At 71.1% G+C, this 15,084-nt stretch carries 13 protein-coding genes; 11 read left to right on the top strand and 2 right to left on the bottom strand.

The annotated features are described in order from the left end of the window. The first annotated feature begins 238 nt into the window (after positions 1 to 238). The 8 genes from ruvC (at position 239) to ABZ272_RS31775 (ending at position 9,738) form a co-directional block, all read left to right on the top strand. Complete coding sequence (ruvC, locus tag ABZ272_RS31810; protein ID WP_210821188.1) at positions 239 to 766, top strand: crossover junction endodeoxyribonuclease RuvC; 528 nt, start codon at positions 239 to 241, stop codon at positions 764 to 766. Then, entirely contained in the window at positions 763 to 1,365 is a 603-nt protein-coding gene (ruvA, locus tag ABZ272_RS31805; RefSeq protein ID WP_355053641.1) for a Holliday junction branch migration protein RuvA, read from the top strand. Before ruvC ends, ruvA begins: the two co-directional genes overlap by 4 nt. Then, positions 1,362 to 2,429 carry a Holliday junction branch migration DNA helicase RuvB gene (gene ruvB / locus ABZ272_RS31800; protein WP_355053640.1) on the top strand — a complete coding sequence of 356 codons (1,068 nt, stop codon included), beginning with the start codon at positions 1,362 to 1,364 and terminating at the stop codon, positions 2,427 to 2,429. The genes ruvA and ruvB overlap by 4 nt, the downstream gene beginning before the upstream one ends. A gap of 139 nt (positions 2,430 to 2,568) precedes the next feature. Then, positions 2,569 to 2,907 (top strand): preprotein translocase subunit YajC, encoded by a 339-nt coding sequence (gene yajC / locus ABZ272_RS31795; protein ID WP_355053639.1) that lies wholly within the window; start codon positions 2,569 to 2,571, stop codon positions 2,905 to 2,907. Between the two features lie 283 nt (positions 2,908 to 3,190). Further along, positions 3,191 to 5,110, top strand: coding sequence for a protein translocase subunit SecD (gene secD / locus ABZ272_RS31790; RefSeq protein ID WP_355053638.1), 1,920 nt, complete (start codon positions 3,191 to 3,193; stop codon positions 5,108 to 5,110). Position 5,111: 1 nt separating this feature from the next. Further along, complete coding sequence (secF, locus tag ABZ272_RS31785; protein WP_355053637.1) at positions 5,112 to 6,302, top strand: protein translocase subunit SecF; 1,191 nt, start codon at positions 5,112 to 5,114, stop codon at positions 6,300 to 6,302. A gap of 103 nt (positions 6,303 to 6,405) precedes the next feature. After that, complete coding sequence (locus ABZ272_RS31780) at positions 6,406 to 6,972, top strand: adenine phosphoribosyltransferase (RefSeq protein WP_355053636.1); 567 nt, start codon at positions 6,406 to 6,408, stop codon at positions 6,970 to 6,972. Between the two features lie 246 nt (positions 6,973 to 7,218). Next, on the top strand, positions 7,219 to 9,738 hold the full coding sequence (locus ABZ272_RS31775) for a bifunctional (p)ppGpp synthetase/guanosine-3',5'-bis(diphosphate) 3'-pyrophosphohydrolase (RefSeq protein WP_355053635.1): 2,520 nt from the start codon (positions 7,219 to 7,221) through the stop codon (positions 9,736 to 9,738). Between the two features lie 69 nt (positions 9,739 to 9,807). On the opposite strand, the gene ABZ272_RS31770 is transcribed toward ABZ272_RS31775, so the two are convergent. Next, positions 9,808 to 10,647, bottom strand: a complete 840-nt coding sequence (locus ABZ272_RS31770; protein ID WP_355053634.1) for a peptidylprolyl isomerase — start codon at positions 10,645 to 10,647, stop codon at positions 9,808 to 9,810. Positions 10,648 to 10,707: 60 nt separating this feature from the next. After that, positions 10,708 to 11,580 carry a peptidylprolyl isomerase gene (locus tag ABZ272_RS31765; RefSeq protein WP_355053633.1) on the bottom strand — a complete coding sequence of 291 codons (873 nt, stop codon included), beginning with the start codon at positions 11,578 to 11,580 and terminating at the stop codon, positions 10,708 to 10,710. 266 nt (positions 11,581 to 11,846) lie between these two features. On the opposite strand from ABZ272_RS31765, the gene ABZ272_RS31760 reads away from it, so the two are divergent. The 3 genes from ABZ272_RS31760 to ABZ272_RS31750 all read left to right on the top strand — a co-directional run bounded on the left by ABZ272_RS31760 (position 11,847) and on the right by ABZ272_RS31750 (position 14,971). Beyond that, a complete protein-coding gene (locus tag ABZ272_RS31760; protein ID WP_355053632.1) occupies positions 11,847 to 12,557 on the top strand; it encodes an MBL fold metallo-hydrolase in 711 nt (236 codons plus the stop codon). 72 nt (positions 12,558 to 12,629) lie between these two features. Beyond that, positions 12,630 to 13,958, top strand: a complete 1,329-nt coding sequence (hisS, locus tag ABZ272_RS31755) for a histidine--tRNA ligase (protein ID WP_355053631.1) — start codon at positions 12,630 to 12,632, stop codon at positions 13,956 to 13,958. Between the two features lie 71 nt (positions 13,959 to 14,029). After that, positions 14,030 to 14,971, top strand: coding sequence for an acyl-ACP desaturase (locus ABZ272_RS31750; RefSeq protein WP_355053630.1), 942 nt, complete (start codon positions 14,030 to 14,032; stop codon positions 14,969 to 14,971). Positions 14,972 to 15,084 lie beyond the last annotated feature (113 nt).

Below are 15,084 nucleotides of genomic sequence, written 5' to 3'. Positions count from 1 at the left end.
ACAAGCCCTCGGCCAGCACGAAAACACCCCACACCACCACGTCAACACCCACCCACCAGCACAAACAGGATGCAACTAGCTCGGGGATGTTGCTGTCTCCAGCGCGGCTGAGGCAGCAACATCCCCGATGTTGTGAGGATCTTGGGCGCGGGGCGCGGGGCGCGGGGCGTGTCCCGTGGGGGCGGTGGGGAGGGTGGGGGTTAGGGTGTCGAACACACGTACTGGGGGAGGGGGCGGCGTGCGGGTGCTGGGGGTCGACCCGGGGTTGACGCGCTGTGGGGTGGGCGTCGTCGAGGGCGTGCCCGGCCGGCCCTGCACGCTGGTCGCCTACTACGTGGTCTACACCGATCCGGCCGACGACCTGGCGTTGCGGCTCTTGCACCTGGACCGGTCGCTGACCGAGTTGGTGGCCAAGCACGAACCGGAGAGTGTCGCCGTCGAGCGGGTGTTCAGTCAGCACAACGTCCGTACGGTGATGGGCACCGCCCAGGCCAGTGGCATCGCGGTGCTGGCCGGGGCGCGGGCCGGGTTGCCGGTGCAGACGTACACCCCGAGCGAGGTGAAGGCGGCGGTGACCGGTTCCGGTCAGGCCGACAAGGCGCAGATGACCGCGATGGTGACCCGGCTGCTGCGGTTGGCCGAGCCGCCGAAACCGGCGGACGCCGCCGACGCGCTCGCCCTGGCCATCTGTCACGTGTGGCGCGGCGGCACCCGTTCCAAGCTGGCCGCCGCGGCCGACCGGGCACGACGAGGAGGAGCACGATGATCGCCAGCGTGCGCGGCACGGTGACCGCGACGGGTCCGGATCTGGCCGTGATCGAGGTCGGCGGGGTCGGCCTGGCCGTGCACTGCGCTCCCGGGACGCTCGCCGAGCTGCGGGTGGGGCAGCCGGCGCGGCTGGCGACCAGCCTGGTGGTCCGGGAGGATTCGCTGACCCTGTACGGGTTCGCCGACGACGATGCCAGGGCGCTGTTCGAGCTGTTGCAGACCGCCAGCGGGGTCGGCCCGCGGCTGGCCCAGGCCGTGCTGGCCGTGCACACGCCGGACGCCGTGCGCAAGGCCATCGCCAACGCCGACACCGCCGCGCTGACCCGGGTGCCCGGCATCGGCAAGAAGGGCGCCGAGCGCCTGGTGCTGGAGTTGCGCGACCGGATCGGCCCGGTCTCGATCGGCGCCGACGGGGCCGGTGGCGTGACCGGTGGCGCGTGGCCCGACCAGGTCCGGCAGGCGCTTGTCGGGCTGGGCTGGACGGCCGGGCAGGCGGACCAGGCGGTGGCCGCCGTGGCGGAGACGATCGACGGACCCACCCCGCCCGTGCCGGTCCTGCTCAAGCAGGCCATCCGGCTGCTGGGCCGGACCCGATGAGCGAGACCGACGGGCTCGTCTCCGCGTACGTCAGCGATGCCGAGCGGGACGCGGAGGCGACCGTACGGCCTCGGCGGCTCGCGGAGTTCATCGCCCAGGACCGGGTGCGGGACCAGCTCGACCTGCTGTTGCAGGGCGCCATGCGGCGGGGGTCGCCGCCGGACCACATCCTGCTCTCCGGGCCACCCGGGTTGGGCAAGACGAGCCTCGCCAACATCGTCGCCGCCGAGCTGGGCGCGGGCATCCGGGTGACCAGCGGTCCGGCGATCGAACGGTCGGGTGACCTGGCGGCGATCCTGACCAGCCTCGCCGAGGGCGACGTACTCTTCATCGACGAGATCCACCGGATCGCCCGACCGGCGGAGGAGCTGCTCTACAGCGCGATGGAGGACTTCCGGGTCGACGTGGTGGTCGGCAAGGGGCCGGGCGCGACCGCGATCCCGCTGGACGTCGAGCCGTTCACCCTGGTCGGCGCGACCACCCGCTCGGGTCTGCTGACCGGGCCCATGCGGGACCGGTTCGGCTTCGTCGCGCACCTCGACTTCTACGCCCCGGCGGATCTGGAGACGCTGCTGCACCGTTCGGCGCGCATCCTCGGGGTGCCGATCACCCCGGACGGCGCGGCCGAGATCGCCGGCCGCTCCCGGGGCACGCCCCGGATCGCCAACCGGTTGTTGCGCCGGGTCCGTGACTACGCGGAGGTCCGCGCCGACGGTGTGGTCACCCTCGGCACCGCCCGCAAGGCCCTGACGGTGTACGACGTCGACGCGCTCGGCCTGGACCGGTTGGACCGGGCGGTGCTGACCGCCCTGGTGGACTCGTTCCGGGGTGGCCCGGTCGGGTTGTCCACCCTCGCCGTGGCGGTGGGGGAGCAGCCGGACACGGTCGAGGAGGTCTGCGAGCCGTTCCTGGTGCGTGCCGGCCTGTTGGCGCGTACGCCCCGGGGGCGGGTGGCCACGGAGGCCGCCTGGCTGCATCTGGGGCGTACTCCCCCGAATGGTACATTTGGGGCGGATGTCCCGCCAGCACCCGATCTGTTCTCCGTGGATACCGATCAGCCGTAATGTGAACGTGATCTGTGCCGCATTCGGTGTTCTCAGGTGCAGGGATTAGACTTCGCCGCGGTCTGTACAGGACGTGAGAATCCGCCTCCGCTCCGGCACCCCCCGTGCCGGCCAGGAGGCCAATCGGAAGGCAGTAACCGTGCAATACCTTGCAGCGGGTGGTGGGGCCGGCGGCTTCACGCCGATCCTGATGATCGCTCTGCTCTTCGGCGTCATGTACTTCATGATGATCCGTCCCCAGCAGAAGCGTCGTCGCGAAGCCGAGTCCATGCAGTCGGGGCTCGGTCCGGGCGACGAGGTCGTCACCATCGGCGGGCTCTACGGCACGGTCACCGGCGTCGAAGACGACGCGGTCCTGCTCGAGATCGCTCCGGGCGTTCAGACCCGGTACGCCCGGCCGGCGATCGCCCGGGTGGTCACCCGCGCCGAGCTGCCGAGCGAGCCGGTCACCGAGGACGCGGACACCGTCAAGGACTGACCTTCCCGCGGGGGTCTGCGGTTCCGGCGGTACGGCCGGCCGACCGACTCCCCGGGACGCCGCGCCCGACGGGGCAGCGGACGTGACGTGAAAACTGGATAGTTGGGTCGACGCCGGGCGTCGGCACGTTCCCGTGGCCGTCGGCGTCCCCGTGCCGGCGTGTCCGGCCACTGTGTCGGCAACCCCGCCGACCCAGGTCAGATCGTTGGCCGGGACCCCCGGCCCGACACTCGCCGCCGCCGCCGAGCGCAGCGGCGCGACCGTACAGGGAGACAGGACAACCGTGGCACCACCTCAGGGACAGATGCGCCCCGGCCGGCAACTCGCCGTGCTCGGGCTCATCTTCGTCGTCCTCTACCTTCTGGTGTTCTTCGCGGGCGGTGCCAGCGGCAGCTTCAAGGACCGGCTGGAGCCACGGCTCGGCCTGGACCTGATCGGCGGCACCCGGGTCACGCTGGAGGCGACCAACTCCGTCGACGGTAAGCCTCCGACGGCGGAGAACCTCGAGGAGGCCCGCCAGATCATCGAGAGCCGGGTCAACGCGTTCGGCGTGGCCGAGGCCGAGGTGGTCACCGAGGGCAACCGGAACATCGTCATCTCCCTGCCCGGTGAGAACCGGGACCTCACCGACGTGGGCAGCGCCGCCGAGCTGCGCTTCCGCAAGGTGCTCAAGGCTGCCGACGGCAGCGGGGCGGCCGCCGCGCCGCCGGCCGCCGCGCCGACCCCGAGCGCGAGCGCCGCGCCGCCGTCCGGCGCCCCGTCGGGCAGCGCCGCGCCGAAGGTGACCCCGTCGGCGACCGGCGAAGCGAAGGTGAGCCCGTCGGCCAGCGGTGGACAGGGCGGGATGGCGCCCGCGCCGTCCGCCAGCGCCACGCCGACCCCGTCGGCCTCCGCGAGTGCCGCGCCCTCGGCGGGCGCCAGCGCCGAGCCGGTGCCGGCGAGCATCGAGGAGCAGCGCAAGGCCGTCGAGCAGAAGGTCGGGGCCGCCGCCTGGCAGGCCGCCAGCGGATTGCAGGCGCCCGCCGACCTGAGCGCCGACCCGTCGCTGGGCGACAAGCTCAAGCCGTTCAGCACGCTGAACCCGCAAGAGGTCGGCGTGCTGCCGGCGCAGATGCAGTTCAACGTGCCGACGATCGGTTGCGCGCAGCTCGACAAGCGCCCCCCGGCGTCGATCTCGGACCCGAAGCAGCAGGTCGTGTCCTGTGAGGACGGCGCGTCGAAGTACCTGCTCGACCAGGCCAAGGTGCTGGGCACCGACGTGGACGACGCCGACGCGGTGCTCGACCAGTCCAACTCCTGGGTGGTCAGCCTCGACTTCACCGGCGACGGCCAGGGCAAGTGGACGGCGCTGACCCGCGAGGCGTTCAACAACGAGGGTCAGGCGTGCGACGCCACCGCGCTCGGCCAGGACGGCAAGTGCCGGGTCGCCGTCGTGCTGGACAACGAGATCGTGTCCTCCCCGGAGATCCAGGGTGTGCTCACCGGCAACTCGCAGATCACCGGCCAGTTCACCCAGAAGGACGCCAGCACCCTCGCCAGCCAGCTCCGTTACGGCGCGCTGCCGGTGACCTTCGAGCAGCAGGAAGCGCAGAACGTCACCGCGACCCTGGGCGCCAGCCATCTGCGCGCCGGTCTGCTCGCGGCCGGCATCGGCATGCTGCTGGTCATCATCTACGCGTTCTTCTACTACCGGCTGCTCGGCTCGGTCATCTTCCTGAGCCTCATCCTCTCCGCGCTGCTCGTCTTCGGCGCGCTGGTGGTGCTCGGCCGGCAGATCGGCTTCACGCTCACCCTCGCCGGCATCGCCGGAATGATCGTCTCGCTCGGTGTGGCGGCGGACTCGTTCGTCATCTACTTCGAACGACTCAAGGACGAGATCAGAGAGGGGCGCAGCCCACGCAGCGCCGTGCCCCGTGCCTGGATCCGCGCCCGCCGGACCATCATCTCGGCCAACGCGATCACGCTGCTCTCCGCAGTGGTGCTCTACGTGGTCTCGGTCGGCACGGTCAAGGGCTTCGCGTTCGCGCTCGGCCTGGCCACGGTGCTGGACCTGGTCGTGGTCTTCCTCTTCCGGCACCCGATCATGACGATGTTCGCCCGGACCCGGGCGTTCCTGTCCCCGCGGGTCAGCGGCCTGGGCCGGGCGCTTCCGGCCCGCAGCCAGCAGACTCAGCCCCGCAACCCGCGCGCCAAGGAGGCCTGAGATGGCTCGAAACGGTTTGGCGAGCCGCCTCTACAACGGTGAGGCCGGTCTCAACATCGTCGGTCGCCGCAAGCTGTGGTTCGGCGTCGCCGGTGTCCTGATCCTGGTCGCGATCCTCAGCTTCGCGCTCCGCGGTTTCAGCCTCGGCATCGAGTTCGCCGGCGGCAACTCGTTCCAGGTCCCGGCCAGCGTCGGCACCCTGGACGACGCCGAGCGCGAGGTCAACTCGGCCCTCGCGGCCGAGAACACCGGCGTCGAGGTGGCCACCACGCAGAAGGTCGGCGGCCCGGGTGGTGACTCGTACGAGCTGCGGACGCCGCAGCTCACCGTCGAGCAGGCGAACGCGGTCAAGGCCCAGATCGCCGACGACCTCAACATCAACGTCAACGAGATCAGCGGCAACCAGGTCAGCGAGGCGTGGGGCAGCCAGGTCACCGAGCGGGCCGTGCTGGGTCTGATCATCTTCATCGCGCTGGTGATGGTCTACCTGATTCTGCGCTTCGAGTGGCGGATGGCGGTCGCCGCCGTCTCGTCGCTGTTCATGAACCTGATCCTCACCGCCGGCATCTACTCGTTGGTCGGCTTCGAGGTCACCCCGTCGACGATCATCGGCTTCCTGACGATCCTGGGCTTCGCGCTCTACGACGTCGTGGTGGTCTTCGACAAGGTGCAGGAGAACACCCGGGGCATCACCGCTAACAACAACCTGACGTACGGCGAGGCGGCCAACCTGGCCGTCAACCAGAGCCTCATGCGGTCGCTGAACACCTCCGTGGTGGCCCTGCTGCCCGTCGGTGGTCTGCTCTTCATCGGTGCCGGCCTGCTCGGCGCGGGCACCCTGAAGGACCTCGGCCTGGTGCTGTTCGTCGGTATGGCGGTGGCGTTCCTGACCTCCATCCTGGTGGCGACGCCGCTGCTGGCGCTGCTGAAGAACTACGACCCGCGTATCCAGGCGCACAACAAGCGGGTGCAGGCCCGCCGGGGTGCGTTGGGCCGTGGTGAGGCCACCGGCAAGGTCACGCCGACGGCGGTCGACGGCGACGCGGCCGACGTGATCGATCCGGACTCGGCGGCGCTGGCCGGCGCGGCCCCGAAGGTGGGTTCGCGGCCGGCGGGCAAGCGGCCGACCGGCGCGCGGGGCGGTCGCCCCGGCGGCGGCGGTAACCGGCCCGGTGGCGCCAAGCGGCGCTGAACACCCCCGGGGCTGACCCGGGAGGAAACGCCCGAACGGCGTCCGGCATGCTGTGCGAGCAGCATGCCGGACGCCGTCGTCGTTGGAAGGGAACGCAACAGCCGTGACGGAGACCCACAGCAGCGCCCCGCGCGGGGACAGCGGCCCGGAGGCCGCCCGACTGGTGGCCAGCCGGGTGCTGGACGTGCCGGACTTCCCCAAGCCCGGTGTCCTGTTCAAGGACCTGATGCCGCTTTTCGCCGACGGGAAGGCGTTCCGCGAGGTTGTCAACGGGATCGTCGCGTACCACGGGCGGGACGCGTTCGACGTGGTGGTCGGCATCGAGGCGCGGGGGTTCGTCGTCGCGGCGGCCGTCGCGTACGCGGCCGGGGTGGGTGTCGTGCCGGTGCGTAAGGCCGGCAAGTTGCCCCGCCCGGCGCACTCGGTCTCGTACGCCCTCGAATACGGCGAGGCCACGCTCGAGGTGCACGAGGACGCCTTCACCGCCGGCCATCGGGTGCTTGTCGTCGACGACGTGCTGGCCACCGGGGGTACCGCCGAGGCGACGCTGGACCTGGTCGAGCGCGCGGGCGGTACGGTGACGGGCTTCACCGTGCTGTTGGAGCTTGCCTTCCTGGGCGCGCGGGAGCGACTGACGCCGCGTCCGGTGCATGCCCTGTTGACCGTTTGATCCCTGTCGCGCCGGCGTCGGGACGACGGTGCGCCCACGCTGCGTGCCGACCGGCCGCGCCGACCGGCGGAGCCGGGGCCCGGTCGGGCCGGCCGCCCGGGCGTCGACCGTCCGGCGGAGCGGCAGGGGACCGTCCGTGCGGGTAGCATTGCCCATTGCTGACGCCGGCGGTACACCGTCCGGCGACGCGAGACCAGGCCGGCCGACACACGGCCGGCGTGTTTCCGGCGAGCGGTGAGGAGGCCGGTGTCCCACGATGTCGTCCCTCCGGCGGAGGGCACGGTGCACCCCACAGGCGACGCTGACGGCTCGGTGACCGACCGGAACGGCGACGCGCCGGCCCGGGTGACGGGCACCGACAACGGCTCCGGCAGGGCTCCTGCCGACAGCGTGACGGCTCCTACCGAGGTCACGGCGAGTGCCGTCGAGGCGTCGCCCGGCGCGGACGGGGTCGTGGTTCCGTTCCCGACGGACGTCGACCCGTCGCCCAGCGGCGGCTTCGGGTTCTCCAACGCGCCTACCGGCCGACGGGTGCGCGCCCGCCTGGCCCGGTTCAACGCGCCCTGGCAGACCTCGCAGGTCAGTGAGGTGCTGGAACCGCTCATCGCCAGCCACCGGGAGAACCACCCGAAGGCCGACGCGCGGTTGCTCCAGCGCGCCTTCGACACGGCCGCGCGGTGGCACTCCGGCCAGTACCGCAAGTCCGGCGACCCGTACATCACGCACCCGCTCGCCGTGGCTACCATCCTGGGCAACCTGGGGATGGACACGACCACGCTGGTCGCCGCGCTGCTGCACGACACGATCGAGGACACCGAGTACACCCTCGACGCGATGCGCGCCGACTTCGGCGGCGAGGTCGCCCTGCTGGTCGACGGCGTCACCAAGCTGGACAAGGTCAAGCTGGGCGACGCGGCCAAGGCCGAGACGATCCGCAAGATGGTCGTGGCGATGGCCAAGGACCCGCGGGTGCTGGTGATCAAGCTGGCCGACCGGCTGCACAACATGCGTACCCTGTCCTTCCTGCCGGCGCCGAAGCGCGAGCAGAAGGCCAAGGAGACCCTGGAGATCCTCGCGCCGCTGGCCCACCGCCTCGGTATGAACACGATCAAGTGGGAGCTGGAGGATCTGGCCTTCGGCACGCTGTTCCCGAAGCGGTTCGAGGAGATCAACCGGCTGATCGGCGAGCACCAGCCGCAGCGCGAGTCGCTGCTGCGGCAGGTCACCCAGAAGGTCGGCACCGACCTCAAGGCCGCCAAGATCAAGGCTGAGACGACCGGCCGACCGAAGCACCTCTACTCGATCTACCAGAAGATGATCGTGCGGGGTCGCGACTTCAACGACATCTACGACCTGGTCGGTGTGCGGATCCTGGTCGACACGGTGCGGGACTGCTACGCGGCGCTGGGGGTCATCCACGCCAACTGGCAGCCGGTGCCGGGCCGGTTCAAGGACTACATCGCCATGCCCAAGTTCAACATGTACCAGTCGTTGCACACGACGGTCATCGGGCCCACCGGCAAGCCGGTGGAGATGCAGATCCGCACGTACGCCATGCATCGCACCGCCGAGTTCGGCATCGCCGCGCACTGGAAGTACAAGGAGCACAAGGGCACGCCGGTGGTCGGCCCGCCGGCGCACATCGACGAGATGACCTGGCTGCGGCAGCTGCTGGACTGGCAGCGCGAGGCGGCCGACCCGAGCGAGTTCCTGGACGCGTTGCGCTTCGACCTGTCCAGCCAGGAGGTGTACGTCTTCACCCCCAAGGGTGACGTCATCCCGCTGCCGACCGGGTCGACGCCTGTCGACTTCGCGTACGCGGTGCACACCGAGGTCGGGCACAAGTGCATCGGCGCGCGGGTCAACGGCAAGCTCGTGCCGTTGGAGTCGACGCTGTCCAACGGCGACGTGATCGAGATCTTCACGTCGAAGTCCGAGACGGCCGGCCCCACGCAGGACTGGCTGGGCTTCGTCAAGAGCCCGCGTGCCCGCACCAAGATCCGCCAGTACTTCAACAAGGAGCGGCGCGAGGAGGCGATCGAGGCCGGCAAGGACGCGATCGTCAAGGCGATGCGCAAGCAGGGCATGCCGTTGCAGCGGATGCTCACCTCCGACGCGCTGATGTCGATCGCGCGGGACCTGCACCTCGCCGACGTGGCCTCGCTCTACGCGGCGGTCGGCGACAGCCAGGTCTCCGCGCAGTCGGTGGTGCAGAAGCTGATGGCCGCGTACGGCGGCGAGGAGGGCGCGGCGGAGGACATCGCCGAGACCGCCGTCGCCACCCGGCCGCCGCGCAGCCGGCAAAGCAGCAGCGACCCGGGCGTGGTGGTCCGGGGCGTCAGCGACGTCTGGATCAAGCTGGCGCGTTGCTGCACCCCGGTGCCACCGGACTCGGTGTTCGGGTTCGTCACCCGCTCCGGTGGGGTGAGCGTGCACCGTGACGACTGCGCCAACGCCGAGGACCTGCGGGCGCAGGCCGAGCGGGTGGTCGAGGTGAGTTGGAAGCTCACGTCCGCCTCCACGTTCCTGGTGGCGATCCAGGTCGAGGCTCTGGACCGGCACAAGCTGCTCGCCGACGTCACCCGGGTGCTCTCCGACGAGCGGGTGAACATCCTGTCCGCGACCGTCACCACCACCCGCGACCGGGTCGCGGTGAGCCGGTTCAGCTTCGAGATGGCCGACCCGAAGCACCTGGGCCACCTGCTGGCCACCGTTCGCAAGGTCGACGGCGTGTTCGACGCGTACCGGGTCACCTCCGGCGCCTGACGCGTCGTACCCCGCACACGAGAGCGCCCGCCGGCTCAGCCGGCGGGCGCTTCGTCATCCTGGCGGGCGTCAGCCCTGCGGCGCGCTCATCGTGAGGGTCTTGATGACGACCTCCTTCTTCGGGTGGCCGCCACCGGCCTGCTGGGCGAACGCCCCGTCGTCGCCGGCCTTGGCCACGTCCTTGACGATGTCCATGCCACCGGTGACGGTGCCCAGCACGGTGTACGCCGGGTCGAGCGGCGAGTCCCCGTACACGATGAAGAACTGGCTGCCGGTGCTGCCCGGCTGACCGGAGTTGGCCATCGCGATGACACCCTCCGGGTACGGCGGGCGCTTGTCGGTGGGCAGGTTCTCCTCGGGCAGCCGGAAGCTCGGGCCACCCGTGCCGTCGGTGTCGCGCCAACCCTTGCCGGTGGCGCTCGGGTCACCGCACTGCAGCACCTTGATGCCCTCGGTCACCAGGCGGTGGCACTTGGTGTTGTCGAAGAACTTCTTCTCGGCGAGGAGGCTGAACGCCCCCGCGGTGCAGGGCACCTGCGACCGGTCGACCTTGGCCGTGATCGGGCCCAGGTTGGTGTCGATCGTCATGGTCTGCACACCGCTGGCGGACTGCTGGTTGCTCGGTACCCCGACGTCCTTGATCTGCGGGGACCGCTGGTCGGCCGGCATCGCGTTGTAGACGCACTCGGACGCCCCGGGCGCCGACGCGGCGTTCTTGTCCTTGTCGTCGTCGCCGCCGAGGGTCGTGGCCAGCCAGACGGTGCCGGCGACCACGAGCACCAGCACGGCGGCGGCGCCGACGATCGCCTGCGTCTGGCGGCGCTTGCGGGCCTTGGCCGAGCGCTCGGCCATCTCCTTCTCGAGTCGGGCGCGTGCCGCCGCGCGCTGCCGCTCTCTGGTGGACGTCACGCCTGGATCCTCCTGGCTGTTTGCTGCGGGGTGCCGCTTAAGGTGGGTTGGGGCGACCGGTCAGCCGGCGCTCGGGCTGGTGGCCGGGGCGCCGGACGGCGGCGGTGCCGCGCCGGTGACCGGCTCGCCGACCGTGAGGCTCTGGATCACCACGTCGGTCTTGGGCTTGACCTTCGCCCCGGTCCCATTGTCCACGGTCGGCTGGGCGCCGATCTTCTCCACCACGTCCAGGCCGCCGGTGACCTTGCCGATCACCGGGTACTTCGGGTCCGCCGTGGTGAAGTCCTTGAAGAAGATCAGGAACTGGCTGCCGTTGGTGCCCGGCGGGTTGGAGATCATCGCCACGGTGCCCTTGGGGTACGTCGGCGGCTGTCCGGGCGCGGGGCTGGCCGAGGGCGACGGCGCGGTCGGCACGTCCTCGTCGTAGAACGAGTAGGTGGGCCCGCCCAGGCCGGTGCCGCTCGGGTCGCCGCAGCGCAGCGCACCGTCGGTGGTGATCTCGTGGCACTTGGTGTTGTCGTAGAACGACCGACTCGACAGGTGGGCGATGCTCGCGGCGGCGCACGGCGAGCTGGTCAGGTTCAGCTCGGCGGTGATCGGCGCACCCTGGTTGGTGGTGACGGTCATCGGCCGGGTGCCGTCGGTGGGCAGACCCTTGGTCTCCGGCGTACCGACGTCCTTGAGGTTGGTGTTCGCCGTCGCGTCCTGCGGGGTCCAGAGGCAGGTGTCCTCGGCCGCCGCGTTCTGCTTCGGGTCGGAGTCGAACGCACCGAGCGCCCAGGCCGAGCCGGCCACGATCACCGCGAGGACCAGGAAGGCGCCCACACCGGCCTGGATCTGCCGACGACGCCGTGTGGCGGCCGCTCGGCGTGCCATCTGCCGGTCGAGCTTGGCCCGCGCCAGTTTGCGCTGCCGGTCCCTGCTGGAAGCCACAGGTGCTCCCCTTTCTTCGCCTGATCGTCACCGGCGGCCGGCGCTCCCGGCCCGTCCGGGCGTCGCGTGTGCCGCGCCACACGCCCGCCAGAGTGTACGGCTAGTGACTGGGAATGTGGTGTACGAGGTCCACCCCGCCCCGAGCAGCGCTTATCGGAAGTTGTCACTGTGCCGGTCGGGACGTGCGGGACGGACGCGGCAAACCCGCTCGGCCCGCCCGATAGGCTGCTGGGCAGGACGACAGCTCGACGGAGAGGACAGCGCCCGTGCTCGTGGCCGGCTTTCCCGCGGACGCCTTCGGCACCAACTGTTACGTGGTCGCCACCGCGCCGGGGGAGCAGTGCGTGGTGGTCGACCCCGGCATCGGGGTGCTCGACCAGCTCGACGCGCTGCTCGCCGAGCACCGCCTGCATCCGGCCGCCGTGCTGCTCACCCACGGCCACCTGGACCACACGTTCTCGGTGGCGCCGGTCTGCGACGCCCGCGGAATCACCGCGTACGTGCACCCCGGCGACCGGGAGATGCTCGCCGACCCGGCCAAGGGCCTCTCGGCCGACCTGACGTCGCTCTTCGGCGGCCGGCTGAGCTACAGCGAGCCGGAGGACGTGGCCGAGTTGACCGACGGCGCCACCCTCACGCTCGCCGGCCTGGAGATCGCCGTCGACCACGCACCGGGCCATACCGGCGGGTCGGTGCTGTTCCGGCTGCCCGGCGCCGGGTCGGGCTGGGAGGCGGACGAGATCTGCCTCTCCGGCGACGTCCTCTTCGCCGGTTCGATCGGCCGCACCGACCTGCCCGGCGGCAGCATGCCGGCCATGCTCGCCAGCCTGCGCGACAAGATCCTTCCGCTGGCCGACGACACCGTCGTGCTGCCCGGCCACGGCCCGAGCACCACCATCGGCCGCGAGCGCGCCAGCAACCCGTACCTCGTCGAGGTGGCCGGCACGTCGCCGGCCGCGCCCACCCGGGGTTTCTAGATCATTCGTCCGCGCCGCGCGCGGACCCACGACACCACCGCGCCGCGGGCGCGGAACCGCAAGGAGTACGCGATGAGCAAGCCCACGCCCATCTCCGGGTTCCCGGAGTGGACCCCCGGTCAGCGGATGATCGAGCAGTTCGTGCTCGACAAGATCCGCGACACCTTCGAGCTGTACGGGTTCGCGCCGCTGGAGACCCGCTCGGTGGAGCCGCTGGACCAGCTCCTGCGCAAGGGGGAGACCTCCAAGGAGGTCTACGTGATCCGGCGGCTGCACGCCGACGCCGAGGGCGCCGGTGGTGACGACCAGCTCGGGCTGCACTTCGACCTGACCGTGCCGTTCGCCCGCTATGTGTTGGAGAACGCCGGCAAGCTCACCTTCCCGTTCCGCCGCTACCAGATCCAGAAGGTGTGGCGGGGGGAGCGGCCGCAGGAGGGCCGCTACCGGGAGTTCGTCCAGGCCGACATCGACATCGTCGACCGGGACACCCTGGCCCCGCACCACGAGGCGGAGATGCCGCTGGTCATCGGGGACGCGCTGCGCGCCCTGCCCATCCCGCCGGTGACCATCCAGGTCAACAACCGCAAGATCTGGGAGGGCTTCTTCCGGGGCATCGGGGTGACCGACCCGGAGGCGGCGCTACGTACCGTCGACAAGCTCGACAAGATCGGCCCGGCGAAGGTGGTCGAGTTACTGGCCGAGACCGCGGGGGCGAGCGAGGCGCAGGCCAAGGCGTGCCTCGCGTTGGCCGAGATCTCCGCGCCGGACGCCTCGTTCGCCGACGCCGTACGCGCGCTCGGGGTCACCGACCCGCTGCTTGACGAGGGCGTCGACGAGCTGGTCCGGGTGGTGGAGACCGCGGCCGGGCACTCGCCCGGACTCTGCGTGGCGGACCTGCGCATCGCGCGCGGCCTGGACTACTACACGGGCACGGTCTACGAGACCCAGCTGCGCGGCTACGAGCGGTTCGGCTCGATCTGCTCCGGCGGCCGGTACGACAACCTGGCCAGCGCGGGCGCGGTCTCGTACCCCGGTGTGGGCATCTCGATCGGGGTGACCCGACTGCTCGGGCTGCTCTTCGGCGCGGGGGAGCTGACCGTCTCCCGTTCGGTGCCCACCTGTGTCCTGGTGGCGCTCGCCGACGAGGAGCACCGTGCGGCCAGCGACAGGATCGCCGCGGAGCTGCGTCGGCGGGGGATCGCCACCGAGGTGTCCCCGAGCGCGGCCAAGTTCGGCAAGCAGATCCGGTACGCCGAGCGGCGGGGCATCCCGTACGTCTGGTTCCCGGGTGCCGACGGCGCGGCGGACGAGGTGAAGGACATCCGCTCCGGTGAGCAGATCACGGCCGACGCGCAGGCCTGGACGCCACCCGCGGGCGACCTCCGGCCGGCGGTGAACTGAGGGCTTCCACTGGCGCTATCGGTCGCGGGGACCTACGGTAGCGTAAGTTACGCCACCGTAGGGAGTTCTTCGTGACCGTGAGCACCACACTGAGCCAGACCGCCCTGCTCGTCGAGCTGGAGCCGGTCGTCGCGCGCAACCTGGACCGCCATCTCTCGCTGGCGAAGGAGTGGTTCCCGCACGAGTACGTGCCGTGGAGCGAGGGGCGCACCTTCGACGGGCCACTCGGTGGCGAGGCGTGGTCGCCGACCGACTCGACGATCCCGGACGTGGCCCGCACCGCGCTGATCGTGAACCTGCTGACCGAGGACAACCTGCCCTCGTACCACCACGAGATCGCCACCCTGTTCGGCCGCGACGGCGCCTGGGGCACCTGGGTGCACCGCTGGACCGCGGAGGAGGGCCGGCACGGCGTCGCGATCCGCGACTACCTGACCGTCACCCGCGCCGTCGACCCGGTGGCGTTGGAGCGGGCCCGGATGACGCACATGTCGGAGGGCTACACCAACGCCCACGGCGACGAGGTGCTGCACTCGCTGGCGTACGTCTCGTTCCAGGAGTTGGCCACCCGGATCTCGCACCGCAACACCGGCAAGGCCACCGGCGACCCCGCCTGCGAGGCGCTGCTGGCCCGGGTGGCCGCCGACGAGAACCTGCACATGGTCTTCTACCGGAACCTGCTCGCCGCCGCGTTCGAGCTGGCCCCGAGCCAGGCCATGCGGGCCGTCGCCGATGTCGTCGCCGACTTCCAGATGCCCGGCAGCGGCATCGACGGCTTCGCCCGCAAGTCGGTGGCGATCGCCCTCGCCGGCATCTACGACCTGCGCCAGCACCGCGACGAGGTGTTGCAGCCGGTGCTGCGCCAGTGGGACGTCTTCAACGTCACCGGCCTCGACGCCGATGGCGAAGCCGCCCGCGAACAACTCGCCACCCAGCTCGACGCCCTGGACCGCGCGGCGTCCCGCTTCGAAGAAAAGCGCGACGCCCGAGCCGCCCGCCTAACCCAGCGCTGACCCCCACCGCCACCCCCACCCCGTCGATCTGTGAGTGGGGTTGTCAAGTGGCGGTGCGGTGGTGGGTGGTGATGATGCGGTAGAGCTGTCGGGCGATGTAGCGCTTGAGGCAG

Source organism: Micromonospora sp. NPDC005979 (assembly GCF_040614415.1).
GTDB lineage: Bacteria > Actinomycetota > Actinomycetes > Mycobacteriales > Micromonosporaceae > Micromonospora.
This window is presented reverse-complemented; position numbering and strand designations above follow the sequence as displayed.

What these genes read in the sequence shown, in the direction of transcription:
- ruvB (WP_355053640.1), top strand. Translation starts at nt 1,362, where the DNA reads ATGAGCGAGACCGACGGGCTCGTCTCCGCGTACGTCAGCGATGCCGAG.
- hisS (WP_355053631.1), top strand. Translation starts at nt 12,630, where the DNA reads ATGAGCAAGCCCACGCCCATCTCCGGGTTCCCGGAGTGGACCCCCGGT.
- secF (WP_355053637.1), top strand. Translation starts at nt 5,112, where the DNA reads ATGGCTCGAAACGGTTTGGCGAGCCGCCTCTACAACGGTGAGGCCGGT.
- ruvA (WP_355053641.1), top strand. Translation starts at nt 763, where the DNA reads ATGATCGCCAGCGTGCGCGGCACGGTGACCGCGACGGGTCCGGATCTG.